Origin of the sequence: Streptomyces sp. NPDC056948 (assembly GCF_042674225.1) — a bacterium.
Taxonomy (GTDB): Bacteria; Actinomycetota; Actinomycetes; order Streptomycetales; family Streptomycetaceae; genus Streptomyces; species Streptomyces purpurascens.
The window spans coordinates 1-14,297 of sequence record NZ_JBHUQX010000244.1 but is presented as its reverse complement, the minus strand read 5'-3'; the positions used below and the strand labels follow the sequence as shown (position 1 = coordinate 14,297).

General features: G+C 72.0%; 13 protein-coding genes and 1 pseudogene. 3 read left to right on the top strand and 11 right to left on the bottom strand.

Features of this window, described 5'->3' with window-relative positions:
- Positions 1-135 precede the first annotated feature (135 nt).
- Both ACFTZL_RS27785 and ACFTZL_RS27780 read left to right on the top strand, forming a co-directional pair.
- The gene (locus ACFTZL_RS27785) at positions 136-1,689 is read left to right on the top strand and encodes a glycoside hydrolase family 32 protein (protein ID WP_382588043.1); all 1,554 of its coding nucleotides are present in this window, start codon (positions 136-138) and stop codon (positions 1,687-1,689) included.
- Positions 1,690-1,777: 88 nt separating this feature from the next.
- The gene (locus tag ACFTZL_RS27780) at positions 1,778-2,752 is read left to right on the top strand and encodes a TauD/TfdA dioxygenase family protein (protein WP_382588041.1); all 975 of its coding nucleotides are present in this window, start codon (positions 1,778-1,780) and stop codon (positions 2,750-2,752) included.
- A gap of 179 nt (positions 2,753-2,931) precedes the next feature.
- Here the strand turns inward: ACFTZL_RS27780 and ACFTZL_RS27775 are convergent, their stop codons facing one another.
- From ACFTZL_RS27775 to ACFTZL_RS27755, 5 genes are all read right to left on the bottom strand, one after another.
- Positions 2,932-3,960 (bottom strand): LLM class flavin-dependent oxidoreductase, encoded by a 1,029-nt coding sequence (locus ACFTZL_RS27775; RefSeq protein ID WP_382588039.1) that lies wholly within the window; start codon positions 3,958-3,960, stop codon positions 2,932-2,934.
- A gap of 94 nt (positions 3,961-4,054) precedes the next feature.
- On the bottom strand, positions 4,055-5,560 hold the full coding sequence (locus ACFTZL_RS27770; RefSeq protein WP_382588037.1) for a metallophosphoesterase family protein: 1,506 nt from the start codon (positions 5,558-5,560) through the stop codon (positions 4,055-4,057).
- Between the two features lie 46 nt (positions 5,561-5,606).
- A complete protein-coding gene (locus ACFTZL_RS27765) occupies positions 5,607-6,452 on the bottom strand; it encodes an MHYT domain-containing protein (RefSeq protein ID WP_382588035.1) in 846 nt (281 codons plus the stop codon).
- A 122-nt stretch (positions 6,453-6,574) separates the two neighbouring features.
- Positions 6,575-7,447: a dienelactone hydrolase family protein gene (locus ACFTZL_RS27760; protein WP_382588033.1), complete on the bottom strand. Its 873-nt coding sequence runs from the start codon at positions 7,445-7,447 to the stop codon at positions 6,575-6,577.
- Positions 7,448-7,499: 52 nt separating this feature from the next.
- Positions 7,500-8,120, bottom strand: a complete 621-nt coding sequence (locus ACFTZL_RS27755) for an L-threonylcarbamoyladenylate synthase (RefSeq protein WP_382588031.1) — start codon at positions 8,118-8,120, stop codon at positions 7,500-7,502.
- A gap of 136 nt (positions 8,121-8,256) precedes the next feature.
- On the opposite strand from ACFTZL_RS27755, the gene ACFTZL_RS27750 reads away from it, so the two are divergent.
- On the top strand, positions 8,257-9,750 hold the full coding sequence (locus tag ACFTZL_RS27750; RefSeq protein ID WP_382588029.1) for a helix-turn-helix domain-containing protein: 1,494 nt from the start codon (positions 8,257-8,259) through the stop codon (positions 9,748-9,750).
- 214 nt (positions 9,751-9,964) lie between these two features.
- Here ACFTZL_RS27750 and ACFTZL_RS27745 read toward each other — a convergent pair whose 3' ends face one another.
- The 6 genes and pseudogenes from ACFTZL_RS27745 to ACFTZL_RS27720 all read right to left on the bottom strand — a co-directional run.
- On the bottom strand, positions 9,965-11,191 hold the full coding sequence (locus ACFTZL_RS27745; RefSeq protein WP_382588027.1) for a cytochrome P450: 1,227 nt from the start codon (positions 11,189-11,191) through the stop codon (positions 9,965-9,967).
- The gene (locus ACFTZL_RS27740) at positions 11,188-12,426 is read right to left on the bottom strand and encodes a cytochrome P450 (RefSeq protein WP_382588025.1); all 1,239 of its coding nucleotides are present in this window, start codon (positions 12,424-12,426) and stop codon (positions 11,188-11,190) included. The genes ACFTZL_RS27745 and ACFTZL_RS27740 overlap by 4 nt, the downstream gene beginning before the upstream one ends.
- Positions 12,423-13,049 carry an ATP/GTP-binding protein gene (locus ACFTZL_RS27735; protein WP_382588023.1) on the bottom strand — a complete coding sequence of 209 codons (627 nt, stop codon included), beginning with the start codon at positions 13,047-13,049 and terminating at the stop codon, positions 12,423-12,425. Before ACFTZL_RS27735 ends, ACFTZL_RS27740 begins: the two co-directional genes overlap by 4 nt.
- Positions 13,021-13,383, bottom strand: coding sequence for a DUF742 domain-containing protein (locus ACFTZL_RS27730; RefSeq protein ID WP_382588021.1), 363 nt, complete (start codon positions 13,381-13,383; stop codon positions 13,021-13,023). The genes ACFTZL_RS27735 and ACFTZL_RS27730 overlap by 29 nt, the downstream gene beginning before the upstream one ends.
- Positions 13,380-13,802, bottom strand: a complete 423-nt coding sequence (locus tag ACFTZL_RS27725) for a roadblock/LC7 domain-containing protein (RefSeq protein WP_382588019.1) — start codon at positions 13,800-13,802, stop codon at positions 13,380-13,382. The genes ACFTZL_RS27730 and ACFTZL_RS27725 overlap by 4 nt, the downstream gene beginning before the upstream one ends.
- Positions 13,799-14,297 (bottom strand): annotated as a pseudogene (locus ACFTZL_RS27720) (protein kinase); the annotation flags it as partial. The gene ACFTZL_RS27725 and the pseudogene ACFTZL_RS27720, both read right to left, overlap by 4 nt.

Genomic DNA, 14,297 nt, shown 5'->3' with positions numbered 1-14,297 from the left:
GACGAGGGGTGATGCCCCAGATGATGTGAGCGCCGCACAGACCTGTCAAGGCGTGCGGGCGCTTGACCTTTAACGAGTTAGGTCCGAGAGTCCTGGTCTCATGAGCCGCCGTTTCCGACGAGAGGAACGAGTGTGATGAGCGGGATCACCAGGAGAGCGCTGTTCGCGGGCTCGGCCGTGGGCACGGCGGGCGCGTTACTGCCCGCCGCGGGCGCCGCGGGCGTCCCGGCCGCCGCCAAGGCCGGGACGGCCGGCACGAGCTACCGTGCCGCCTACCACTTCACGGTCCCCGAACAGTGGAAGAACGACCCCCAGCGCCCCGTCTGGATCGACGGCGCGTACCACTACTACTACCTCCACAACGCCGACTACCTCTCCGGCGAAATCGGCACCGCCTGGCGCCTGGCCACCAGCACCGACCTGGTCTCCTTCACGGACCGGGGCATCGCCGTACCCAAGGACACCACCCCCAACGGCGACGTCTGGTCGGGTTCGGCGGTCGTCGACACGGACGGCACGGCGGGCTTCGGGGCGGGCGCGGTCGTCGTCCTGGCCACGATGTCGCCGCACGACGGCCCGAGCGACCAGGCGCAGTACCTGTACTACTCCACCGACGGCGGGCGTTCGTTCACCCCGCACGGCACCGATCCCGTGCTGCCCAACCCCGGGGTGCGCGACTTCCGCGACCCGAAGGTGATCCGCGACGAGGAACGCGGACGGTGGGTGATGACCCTCGCCGAGAACGACAAGGCGGGCTTCTACCACTCCGCCGACCTCAGGTCCTGGACGTACGTCAGCGGCTTCGTCAGGGGCGGCATCGGGGTGCTGGAGTGCCCCGACCTGTTCCGGATCCGCGCCGGGGACGGCACGGCGAAATGGGTGCTCGGCGTGAGCGCCAACGGCAAGGCCACCGGGCTGCCGAACACGTACGCGTACTGGACGGGCTCCTTCGACGGGAGCGCCTTCACCGCCGACGCCGACAAGCCGCAGTGGCTCGACCAGGGCTGGGACTGGTACGGGGCCGTCACCTTCGACAAGCGGGGCGCCGACGGCACGCTCGACGAGGAGACCCGCTACGCGATCGGCTGGCTGAACAACTGGGACTACGCCCACATCACGCCCACCATCGACAGCGACGGCTTCAACGGCACCGACTCGATCGTCCGCGAGATCACGCTGAAGCGCGGCGCCGACGGCATCTACCACCTGGCGTCCCGGCCGGTCGCCGCGCTCGACCGGTACGTCTCCCGCACGGTGCGGCTCGGCGACCTGACGGTCGACGGCACCCGCGTCCTCGACTACCGGGGCACCGCCTACGAACTGACCTGCGAGATCACCTGGGACCAGCTCACGGGCGCGGGAGTGCAGCTGCGGCGCTCCCCGGACGGCGTCCGGCACATCGACGCCGGAGTCCACCGCGACTACGCCTACCTCAACCGCCGCCCCTCCGTGTCCCCCGACATGTCGGGCCGATGGCAGGAGAGCCACAGCCCCTTCGACCCGGCCCGGCGCACGGTGACACTCCGCGCCCTGGTCGACCGCACATCGGTGGAACTGTTCCTGGACGACGGCCGGTACGTGCACTCGACGGCGGCGTTCCCGTACCTGGTCGACACGGGGCTCGCGCTGTTCACCATCGATGGGAGGGCAGTGTTCCGGAACACCACGATCCGGGAGTTCGAGGTGTGAGCGGTGCCGGTGCGGTGTCGCCCCCGGCGGAGATCACTGTCACGATCTTCGGGACGGCAGAAGCACGCCCACGACCAGCGGAGCGCTCATGACGACGGACGGCCCGATCACGGACGAGGCGGCGCGGGACACCGGGGTGGAGGTGAAGCCGGTCGCCGGGCACATCGGCGCCGAGATCGGCGGGGTCGACCTGGCCGCGGACCTCGACGACGCCGTGATCGCCGCGATCAGGGCGGCGGTCCTGCGGTGGAAGGTGGTGTTCTTCCGGGGGCAGCGGCTGGACCACACCGGGCATGTGGCGTTCGCGCGCCGGTTCGGCGAGACCGTGGTGCTGCCCCGGCGCGGCAAGGCCTCGCCGCCGGACTTCCCCGAGATCGAGACGACCGCCGACCGTCTCGAACTGGGCGGGCGCTTCGGCATGGAGCACGACGAGTGGCTGCGGCGCCGCCGCCACACCCTGCTGCGCGGCTGGCACTGCGACCACGGCGCCCGCGTCGACCCGCCGGCCGCGACGATCCTGCGCGCCGAGACCGTACCGCCCTACGGCGGCGACACCACCTGGTCGAACCTGGCGGCGGCGTACGCCGGACTCTCCGCGCCGCTGCGGGAGTTCGCCGACGGGCTGCGGGTCGAGCACCGGCTCGGCGTCGGCTACCAGCCCCGGCCCGGCGACGACGCGTACGTCCGGCACCTGCTGGACCGTCAGGTCGCCTCGCTCCACCCGCTGGTGCGCGTCCACCCGGAGACGGGGGAGCGGATCCTCTACGTCAACGGCTACTACGTCGAGCAGATCGCCGGCCTCTCCCGGCCCGAGAGCGGTGCGATCCTGGACCTGCTCCTGGAGCAGGCAGTCCGGCCCGAGTACACGGTCCGGTTCCGCTGGGAGCCCGGCAGTGTGGCGTTCTGGGACAACCGCGCCACCATGCACCTGGCACCCGGCGACACCGCGCACCTCGACCATCCGCGGATCATGCACCGGGTGATGCTCGCGGGGGACGTGCCCGTCGGGGTGGACGGCAAGGCGTCGGAGCCGATCACCGGGACGGCACCCGGGCGTTGGTGACCTGCGCCGGTTCGGCGGGCCGGCCGGAGACGCGCCGCCTTCGGCTCGCCAGTGGCGGAAGCGGCCGTGTGACCCTTGAGATCGCAGGGCATCTGGGGGGCTGATCCGTCCGCAGGACCTGGCCGAGTGGCGCTTTGACCGGGCGATGTTCAGGTCGCCTGCCCGGTCCGCCGGAAGGCTCAGGCGCCCGCCCGCCACCCCAGCGCCGGGCCGAGCTTCGTCGCCATGTCGGTGAGGATCTGCAGATAGTCCTCGTGCTCGAAGGTGAACGGCAGCGCGAACGCCACCTCGTCCACCTCCCGGAACGCCGCGTGCGCGTGCAGCCGCTCGGCGATCTCCGCCGAGGTGCCCACCAGGTCCGGCGCGAACATCAGCCGCGCCGGGCCCTGGGGTTCGGCCGTACGAGGGGTGCGCTGGGCCGCGTACTCCTCGTACCGGGCGCGCTGTTCGGGCGAGGCCGAGTCCGTGGGGATGACCACGAGGCCCTGCGAGACCCGGGCGGCCTCGCCGTCGGGGTGGGCGGCGCGGAAGGCGCGGATGTGGGAGAGCTGGATCTCCGCGAAGTCGTAGGGCCCGTCGGGGTCTTCGGCCTTCACGACGCTGCTGGTGAGGAGGTTCATGCCGTGTTCGCCCGCCCACCGGGCCGAGCGCAGGCTGCCGCCGCCGTACCACATGCGCCGGCCCAGGCCGGGGGAGTGCGGCTGTACCCGCTGCGAGAAGACCTCGAAGCCTTCCCGCCCGCTGAAGTCCGTCGCCGACTTGCCCCGCACGAAGTCCAGCAGCCGTTCCACCCGTCCGTGGCCGAAGTCCTCGGTGGCGGCCGTGTCCGGGTAGAGCGCGTCCTTGACCTGGTCGAAGTGCATCGGCGGTCCCACACTGACGCCCGGGTTGAGGCGGCCGCCGGACAGCAGGTCGACGGTGGCCAGGTCCTCGGCCAGGCGCAGCGGGTTCTCCCAGCCCAGCGGGATGACCGCCGTACCGAGCTCGATGCGGCGGGTGCGCTGGGAGGCCGCGGACAGGACCGCCACGGGGGAGGAGATGCCGTACTGCAGATGGCGGTGGCGTACCCACGCGCTGTCGAAGCCGAGCCGCTCGCCCAGCTCGATGATCTCCAGCGTCGACTCGTGGCCGCGGAGTGGGTCCGCCTCGTCGAACAGCCCGATGGTCAGGAAACCCAGCTTGCGCAGCGGTCGTGAGGTCGGTGGCACGGACCCTCCATCATTGAACGTTCAATGGATACGCCTGTGCCAACCCCGCGACGGCCCGCGCTGTTCCCGCCGCACCGGGTCAGCCCGCACCTGGTCAGCGCAGCGGAATCGTCACCTCGTCCTCGATCGGCGGGGAGAGTTCCTGGGCGCGGTCGCCGGTGGCCGCGTAGCAGCGCAGGCGGACCGAGTCCGGGGAGACGTCCAGACGCAGGAAGCACTTGAAGAACGGTGGGCTGTAGGTCGCCGAGCTCGGTGAGAACAGCGACGTGTAGATCTTCCGTACGGGCAGCCGGAACCGCTTGGCCTTGTCGGGCCGGCGGCCGGTGCCGAGCAGCCCGGCGACCAGGCGGACGCGCCGGGTGACACGGGCCGAGGCACCCGGGGCACGGGCCGGCCGGATGCCGAGGCGCTCGGCGATCACGGCCGTCGCCTCGGCCTCGGTGAGCGTGAAGAAGCGGCGCATGCGCAGCCGGTGGCCGTAGAGCCGGCTGTAGAAGGCGAGGGAGTCGCCGCGCAGCGGATAGCAGCGGAAGTCCTGCTCGGTGACGTCCGCGACGGAGACGCGGGGGATGGTGTGGGTGGCGTGCATGAACGCCCCGCCGCCGCCCGCGACCACGTACTGGAGGGTGCGTCCGTCGTCCAGCCGGACGGGGTAGCGCTGGTAGTTGTGGATGTCGCCGCCGATCGCCGCCACGTAGTGGTGCGCCGGGTCGCGGACGATGCCGTCGACCGTGCCGCCCCCTTCGATGGCGCACGGCTCGTGCCTGCCGTCCACGTACAGGGGCGAGCCGGTGACCAGGATCTTCGGGCGGGGGCCCTGGGAGACCTCGCGCAGCCAGGCGCCCTGTTCGGCGTCGAGGGTGCCCAGCAGACCCGTGTCGATGCCGATGATCCGCACCGGTCCGGCGTCGATCGCCCAGTACGGGCCCGGCTGGACGGCCTGCTGGGCGGGGGAGGAGCGCAACTTGCGGGCCTCGGCCAGGTGTTGCCCGTCGTCCGGACGCGGCTTGTGCCACAGCAGGGACCGCAGCCAGGCCCGGCTGAGGGGGCGCGGCCGGGGCTCGGGCGGCAGCGGCGGGGCGTCGTCGCAGAAGACGCGCATGAAGCCGCCGAGATCCTCGTACCAGTCGTGGTTGCCGGGTATCGCGTAGATGGGCGCCTGGTAGTCCTGGTACGGGCGGAAGAACTTGGTGTCGTAGTCGTCCGCGCTGCCCACCGGGTAGATCACGTCACTGGCCAGCACGGCGAAGCTGGTGTCCTGACCGGTCTTCAGAAAGCCCGGCACGACGGCGTACTGAGGGTCGTCGCCCTCGCCGGTGTCGCCGATGACGAGGAAGGAGAAACGATCCGGCTCCTCGCGCCGGATCACCTTGTCGGCCGGTGCGCCGGTGGTCTCGCGCTGGGCCACCCACCGGCCGCGAATCCGGCCGGTGGGGTCGCCGAACCAGGAGGCCAGCACGCCGTTGCGGGCGGCCCACAGCGTCTTCGGGTTCAGCCAGGAGATCTTCTCGACCCGCTGCGGCATCAACTGCTGGTACGCGCCGCGTTCGGTGCTGTTCCAGCCGGCGCCTTCGGCGGTATCGCGTGAGGAGTCAGACACCGATGCACCGTAACAATCGATCCAGAAGCCGTTCGCGGCGGGTTCCTCACCGCTTGCGGGTGGGCCACGCCGCCGCGTGCCGCGAACTGCGCGGCGACGCTGCCGAGTTGGCTGCCGAGCCCTTCGCGGAGGCGTCCGGGCGCGATGCGGAGGGCCGTTCGCCCAGCACCAGCAGCGGATCGAACATCACCACGACCCCGGCCAGCAGCAGGAAGACGACCGGTCCCAGCAGCATCGGCAGCAGCAACGACATGGGCGAGTCGCCGGCCCACGTCCCGTTGGCCGTGTCGTGCACATGGACGCTGACGGCGGCCATGCCCGTGTAGTGCATCCCGGACACCGCCACACCCATCACGAGGCTCGCCCCGAGGCTCATCAGCAGGCTGCGGATCGTGACGGCCGACCACAGCGCGGCGGTCGCGGCGGCGATGGCGATCAGCACGGACAGCGCGACACCGAGCGGGTCGTAGCCGACGTCGCCGTTCAGCCGCATCGCCGCCATGCCCAGATAGTGCATGGTCGCGACGCCCAGTCCCGTGACGGTACCCGCGACCGCCAGGACCGTGCGGCCCGTGCCGCGGTAGCCGACGATGAACACGCCGATGCCGACCACGACAACGGCCACGACGAGACTGAGCACCGTCGTGGCCGCGTCGTAGCGGATCCGGGTCTCCTTCACGTGGAAGCCGATCATGGCGATGAAGTGCATCGTCCAGATGCCGCACCCGATGGAGGCGGCGCCTAACGCCAGCCAACCGGGCTTCCAGGAGCGCGTATTGAGCAGCGAGCGCACGATGCACCGCAGCCCCAGTGCCCCTCCCAGGCAAGCCATCAGATAGGCCGCAACCGGGGTCACCGCACCGTAGCGGAACCCGTCGACCGTGCCGTCCATGAGCCAACTCCCCCCAGAGTCTTGGCTGGTGTGGAGGCAAGGTCTACGTGCAGTGGACACGTGAAAGCAAGCCCTTACCGTCGGTAGATCGACAACTTGCGTTCATCGCGTGTCGACTTCGGTCAGAATGTGCGCTTCAGGAGGTCGAGCAGGGCCGCCCAGTGCCGCTCGTCGCCCTCCTGGTGGTACGACGCCGTGTCGGCCTGCGTGAAACCGTGGGGCGCGCCCGGGTACACCTCGCAGCGGTGGCGGACGCCCGCCGCCGTCAGGGCCTCCGCCAGGCGCTCGATCTGCTCCGGCGGCAGCGAGGGGTCCTGGTCGGCGTGGCCGAAGTACAGCTCGGCGGTGATCTTGCCGGCCACCAGGTGCGGGCTGTCCGGCGTGTCCGTCGCCAGCCGCCCGCCGTGGAAGCCGGCCGCGGCCGCGACCCGCTCCGGGTAGGTGCCGGCGGTGAGCAGCGAGAGGCGGGCGCCCATGCAGTAGCCGGTCAGCGCGACCGGGCCGTCGGCCGCCGCGGGAGACCCGGCCAGCCAGCTGAGATAGGCGGCGGCGTCCCGCATCGCGATGTCAGGCGTCAGGGCCTGCATGACCGGCATGATGCGCTCGAATATCTCCGGACGCGCCCCCGGGTCGATGAACTCGGGCAGATCGAACAGCGGGGCGCGACTGTGCCGGTAGAACACGTTCGGCACCAGCACCGTGTAGCCCTCACCGGCCAGCCGGTCGGCCATGGACCGCAGCCGCGGACGCAGGCCGAAGGCGTCCATGTAGAGCAGGACCGCCGGATGGGCGGCCCCGTCGTCGGGGCGGGCCAGATACGCGTCCGCGGTGCCGTCCTCGGTGGGGATGTCGACAGCGGTTCCTTCATGGCTGGGCTGCCTCTCTGCGGGGGTGTCCGACTCGCGAGGTGTCGGACCTGCGGGGGTGTCGGCCAGGAATCCGTCCGCGTGACCGGGCGGATCACGGGCATCGTGACACGCCGCTTCCCGGGGCATTTCGCCCACCCCCCGCACACGGTTCAACCGTGAACGGCCCTTGGCGTGCCCTTTACTCGAACCGCGAGGTGTCGCCGGCGCCGTGCCGCACGATCTCCGCCTCCCCGCCGGAGAAGTCGATGACCGTCGTCGGCTCGGTGCCGCAGTCGCCGGAGTCGACCACCGCGTCCAGGACGTGGTCGAGCTCGTCCTTGATCTCCCAGCCCTGCGTCATCGGCTCCTCCTCACCGGGCAGCAGCAGCGTGCTGGACAGCAGCGGCTCACCGAGCTCGGCGAGCAGGGCCTGGGTGACGACATGGTCCGGGATCCGGACTCCGACCGTCTTCTTCTTGGGGTGCTGCAGCATGCGCGGCACCTCCTTCGTCGCGGGCAGGATGAACGTGTAACTGCCGGGTGTCGACGCCTTGATCGCGCGGAACACGTCCTTGTCGACCCGCACGAACTGGCCGAGCTGCGCGAAGTCCTGGCACACGAGGGTGAAGTGATGCCGGTCGTCCAGCTTGCGGATCGACCGGATCCGGTCGATGCCGTCCCGGCTGCCCAGGCGGCAGCCCAGTGCGTAACAGGAATCCGTGGGGTAGGCGACAAGAGCGTCCGCGCGGATGCTGTCGGCGATCTGGCCGATGGTGCGCGGCTGGGGGTTGTCGGGGTGCACGTCGTAGTACTTCGCCATCTGCCGAGCTTATGCCGCCCGCGTGGGTCGGTGGCGCAGGGTCGGGTTTCGGCCCGGGACGAGTGCGTGGCACACGTGAGGTAACGTCCCCGACCGGTGCGCCGGAGGCGGTGCGAGAAGCGAGGGGAAGGCCCAGGTGGCTGGCCGAGAGGACGGGAACCGGCAGCAGGAGACGCCGGCCGGCGCGGGTCCGGCGTGGGCGGAGGAACTGCTCGAGCATCTGCGCCCGGCGGGACGCGACGTCCGCAGAGTCGTCGCCTGGCTCTCCGGCGCCGTGCGCGGATCGGTGGCCCTGCAGGACGCCGCCGGGAATCTCATCGCCGGAAACCGGCTGTCGCTGGACGAGGACCTCGTCACGGACATCATCGCCGGCCGGATCGCCTCCGCCGCCTGGGAGAGCCGGGAGCGCCACCTGCGGCTGGTCCGGGTGGAACACCCGTCCCACGCGTGCGTACTGGCCGTCTCCCGCGAGACCCCCTTCGACCGGCGGGCCTCCGACGTGGTCACCCACACCGCCCAGGTGATCGAGCTCCTGCTGACGGCGCGCGAGTCGACCGCGGCAGGGCACCGGCTCCGGCGGGCCACCTCCGACCTGCGCCTGGCCATCCTGCAGCTGCTCATGGTCGAGGACACCGTCGCCGCCCGCCGTGTCGCCGCCGGGCTCTGGCCCGGACTGCTCGACGCCGAGACGGCGTGCGTGTACGTGGTCGAGTCCGGCCCCGCCGTACGCGACCGTATCGCCGAGGAGTGCCTGGACAGCACCGGGGAGGAAGCCCTGGTCGTGCGCTGCCCGGCCATGGACGGGCACGTGATCGTCGTCAGCCCCCGTGACGCCACGCGCGAGGCCCTGCGGTCACTGGTGGCACGGTACCCGGACCTCTTCCTCGGCGGCAGCGTCCGGCAGAGCCTGGCCCGGACCGCCACCGCGTACGGGCAGGCCGTCAGTGCCCTCGCCGTCGCCCACTTCCGGTCCGACAAGACAGCCGTGTACGCCGAGCGCACCCACCCGGAACGCCTGATGGACCCGATGGCGCTGCGCGGCTGGACGTCCCGGGTGCTGCGCCCGCTCGACACCCTGCCGCACCACACCCGCGCCGAACTCCTCGCCACCAACCGGCTCGGCCTGGAGTTCACCGCCGTCAACGCGGCCAAGGTCCTCGGCGTCAGCCGCAACACCGTCCGCGCCCGCATGGAACGCGTCGAGGGGCTGCTCGGCACGGACTTCGCCGACCTCACCGTCCGGGCCGTCGTCCACCTGGCGCTCAACACCCAGATCGGCCTGCCCGACGCGCATCTGGCGGGCGACACCGGCAACCCCGGACTCCGGCTCTCCGATCTGCTGTCCGGGCCCGCCGTGCGCACCTGGGCACAGGACCTGCTGGGCCGGCTGGACGCGGACGCCAGGAACCCGCGCCGGACCCTGCGGACCTGGATCGCCGCCGGCGGCAACGCCGAACGGGCCGCGCAGACCCTGGGCGTGCACGCGCAGACCGTGCGTGAGCACGTCCGCAGCGCCGAACCCGTCCTGGAACGCCAGCTGCTGGCCGCCGGTACCGACCTGTACGAGGTCGTGCTCGCGCACCTGGCCGTCGGTGACCTCGACCTGCCCGCTTTCCACCGCCACGACTGACCGGTTTGCCTCTGGGGCAACCGGTTGGCCGGATCCAGGCGGGACGAAACCGGGCCAACCGGACTCGGCTGTGCACGGGTGAGCCTTGTTGAGCGTGCAACGGGCATCGACGCGGTTCACAAGGCCTCTGCCATGGACGTAAGTTCAACGCACCGCGGGGGCACGACCGGAACGGGGGACCGGTCGCGCTCCCGCGAGCTGTCCGTCGCCCGGCTCAGCCCCGCAGCCGCACCGGGATCTCCTGCCAGCCGAAGGCGATGAAGGACGGCACCTGCCGCAGGTCCTCGGCACCGTTGGCCAGGCGCAGGTCGGGGAAGCGGTCGAACAGGGCCGGCAGCGCGGTGAGCGCCTCCAGGCGGGCCAGTGGTGCGCCGATGCACCGGTGGACCCCGATGCCGAACGCCAGATGGTCGTCGGCGGCGCGCGTGGCGTCGAAGAGACCGGCGTCCGCACCGTAGTGCTCGGGGTCGAGACCCGCGGCGGCGTACGTCGTGATGATGGCGTCGCCGGCCGGGATCGTGACATCGCCGACGGTGAGGTCGGTGACGGCGAACCGCAGCGGCAGCGACGCTATCGACGGGTGCGCGCGCAGCGTCTCGTCGACGACGGCGTCCCAGCCGATCTCCCCCGACCGCACGGCGGCCAGTTGCTCGGGGCCGCGGAGCAGGGCGACGGCCGCGTTGCCTATCAGGTTGACGGTGGTCTCGAAGCCGGCCCCGATGACCAGCAGCAGCGTGTACAGCAGCTCCTCGTCGCTGAGCCGGTCGCCGTCCTCGTCCCGCACCCGGATCAGTTCGGTGGTCATGTCGTCGCCGGGGTGCGCGGCCTTGTGCGTGATCAGCGCGGGCAGCACCGTGCCGATCTGCTCCTGGACGGACGCCGCGTGCTCCGGGCTCGGGTCGGTGGTGTCCATGATGGCCGCGATCATCCGGGCGGTGTCCTCGTGCAACTCGTCCGGGACACCGAACAGTTCGCAGATCAGCCGCATCGGCAGCGGATGGGCGAACCCCTCCTTGATGTCCACGACCTCGTCGTCGGACGCCGCGAGCGCGTCCAGCAGCTCCGCCGTGATCGCCTCCACCCGGGGCCGCATCGCCTCGGTGCGCCGGTGCGTGAAGCTGGGCGCCACCAGCTTGCGCAGCCGGGTGTGGTCCGCGCCGTACGTGGAGAGCATGTTGACCACGCCCACCCAGCTCAGGATCCAGCCCCAGGACGGGTGCTCGCCGACCTCGGGCCACAGCCGCCAGTGCAGCCGCGGGTCCCTGCTGACCCGCGGATCGAGGATGAGCTCCTTCAGCGTGTCGTAGCGCGTGGGCGCCCAGGCGGGGATGCCGCCGGGCAGCTCCACGGGCACGATCGGGCCGAGGGAGCGCAGCCGGGCGCTCTCGCCTGCGATGTCGGCACCGAACGGGTCGAGAGCGATGCGGTCGGTCACGGTCACGGTCGTCCTCCTGGCTGGTCGGGGGAGCGGGGGCTGAAACGGACGGGCAGCGCCGTCAGCGAGCGGTGGAAGGGCCCGGGCCGCCAGGTGAGGCGCTCGCGGGGCAGTACGGGTTCGAGGTCGGGCAGCCACTGGGTGAGCCGTTCGATCGCCTCGGTGGCGATGAGCAGTGTGTGCTGCTTCACCGGGCAGGCGTGCGGGCCCGCCGACCAGGACAGGTGGGAGGCGTCCCCCGGGTGCCGGTCCACGCCGCGCTCCTGCTCGGCGGCCTGCGCCAGCGCCCCGTAGGAGATCACCACCGGCACCGCCGCCCTGATCCATACGCCGTGGAAGGTCACGGGCGTCCGGGCGTAGTGGATGCCGTAGTTGGCGAGCGGCGTCTCGTGGTGCAGTACCTCCAGCACCGCGTCCGTCACGGGGCGGGCGCCGCTGGTGAGCGTCGAGTAGAAGGCCGGGTTGCCGAGGATCCTGGACAGCGCGTTGGACACCAGGTTGGCCGTCGGCTCGTGCCCCGCGCCGAGCGTGAGGAACACCTGCCAGGTGACCTCCTCGGGGGTCAGCCCCGCCGGATGGTCCAGCAGCCAGCTCGGCAGGTCGTCGCCGCGCCGCTCGGTCTTGGCGGCGATCAGCTCCAGCACGTACCCGCCGAACTCGGCCTCGCCCTCCGCCGCCTGCGCGCCGCCCTCGATCAGCTTGCCGAGCGCGGAGTCGAGCCGGTCGCTCGCGCTGTCCGGCAGCCCGAACAGGCTGTTGAACACCAGCGCCATCAGCGGCCTGGTGAACTCGCCGACCAGGTCGGCCTCGCCCCGCGGCCCGAACCGGCTCACCAGCAGGTGCACCGCCCGGTGGATCCGGGCCCGCAGGTCGTGCGGCTCCACCAGGTCGAAGGCGTCGATCAGCGTGGTGCGGTAGCGGATATGGGCGGCGCCGTCGGCGAACAGGGTGTTGGGCCGCCAGCGCATCATCCCGAGCACCGGCGAGTCGTCGGGGACGGTCGCCTCCCACGGCCGGGGATCGTGCGAGAACGTCTTCGTGTCCTGCAGCAGGTCCAGCGCCGCCCGCCGGTCCGTGACGACGTACGCCGCCACACCGGGCGCGAGCTCCGCCCAGCCGACCGGGCCGTGGGCGCGCAGAGCCGTGTAGTAGGGGGAGGGGTCGCGGGCGAAGCCGTCCTCCCACAGGCGTACGGGCGACGCGAGGGAGAAGGCCTGCTCGGCGGGGGACGGACGGTTCACCGGTGCTCCGCGGGTCGGTGGTCGATCAGGTGCTGGACCAGGGCGAGCAGGGAGTCGATCGAGGAGTTCGCCTCCCGCGCGTCACAGGTCACCATCGGGGTCGTCGGCTCCAGGTCCAGGGCGGCACGCAACTGCTCGGGCGTGTGGTGACGGGGCGCGTCCGGGAAGGTGTTGAAGGCGACCGCGTACGGCAGCCCGGTCTCCTCCACCAGCCCGAGCACGTCGAACGAGGCGTCGATCCGGCGGGCGTCGACCAGGACGAGCGCGCCGAGCGCCCCGTAGGCGATGTCGTCCCACAGCGGCCGGAACCGCTCCTGGCCGGGCGTGCCGAACAGGTACAGCACGATCCCGCCCGGCAGGCTGATCCGGCCGAAGTCGATGGCGACCGTGGTGGTCGACTTGTCCCGCACCCCGGCGAGATCGTCCACCTGCGCGGACGCCTCGGTGAGCTGCTCCTCCGTGTGCAGCGGGCGGATCTCGGAGACGGAGCGGATCAGGGTGGTCTTGCCCACCCCGAAAGGCCCTGTGACCAGGATCTTCACCAGGTCGCGCGCGGTGTCGGGGAGGTGGATGTCCGTGGCGCCGGGCTGGGCGTCAACGGTGCTTGAGGTCGCGGAGGCCATCGGCCACTCTCTTCAGCAGGTCGGGGTCGAAGCGTCGGGCGGGCGGAATGGGCGCGCGGGCCAGTGCCAGGTCACGGTCGACGAGGCCCGCGGCCAGCACCAGCACGGCGGAGACCGGCAGCCGCAGCAGGGCGGCGGCCTCCATGACCGTCAGGGACCCGTACTCCAGCTCTTCCAGCAGGGCCGCCTGGGCGGCGGGCAGATCGGGGGGAGCCGGCTCACCGCTGCCGGTGAGCACGGACAGCCGCTCCAGATGGGCACGGCTGGGCCGCGCCACCCCGCCGGTCGACAGGTACGCGGGAACCAGGGGACGGCCGCCTCTGCGGCCGGTCATGCCGGCGTGCCGCCGTCGGAACCTCGGGGACCGGCGGCCATCGCCTTCTCGCCCAGCCGGGCGACCTGCGAGTGCACCCGGTGGGCGAGCAGGTCCAGGCGCACCTCGGGATCGCCGTACGCGGCCACGCAGGTGCCGTGGTCCGTCGGCACGATGAGCACATAGCCGTGGTCCGACTCGATGACGATCTGCCGTATCTCGGCCTGGTCGGTGTCGGCGAACGCGGCGGCCGCGGTACGGCAGGCGCCCTGCACGGTGCTGGTGATGGCGGCGACCCGCTCGGCGGACGGCTGCGACAGCGCGTCGGTGTAGCCGGTCACGAGTCCGTCCCGGGTGAGCAGGACGGCGGCCACGACGTGCGGCACCTCCAGGACCGGATCGAGCACCCATGCCGTGTCCCCCGCTGCGCGGCTGGTCATCGAGCCGTTCCCCCTTCGTGGTCGTTCCGGTCGTGGTCGGTGTCGTCGGATGCCGTGTCGGCCGTGGTCGCGGCCGGGGCACCCTCAGGTACGGCTGGGAAGGCGCCGGTGTTCGGCCGGGCGGCGGCGGAACGTCCGGCGGCCGTGCCGGACTGGAGCGCTCCGAGGGCGGCGGCGGACTCCGCGGGGCGCCGGGGCCGGCGCTGCGGCGCGGGAGCGGATGCGAGTTTCTGGGTTTCCGACGGCGGCGTGGCCCGGCCGCGGCGACGCCGCTGGGGGAGGCCGCCGCTGTCACCGGGGCTGTGGTGGCCCGGGGCGGGAGCGGTGGCTCGGTCGTCCTGCTCCGTGCCGTAGCCGTGCTCGTGGTCCGAGGCGGTGGCGGTCGGCTCGGGCGTCTCGGACCCGGCGGTCGGCTGGGACTCGTCGGACCTGTCGGCCCCATCGGCTCCGTCGGACGCGACGGCCGGGGCGGGTTCGGTTCCGCGGGACGGGGCG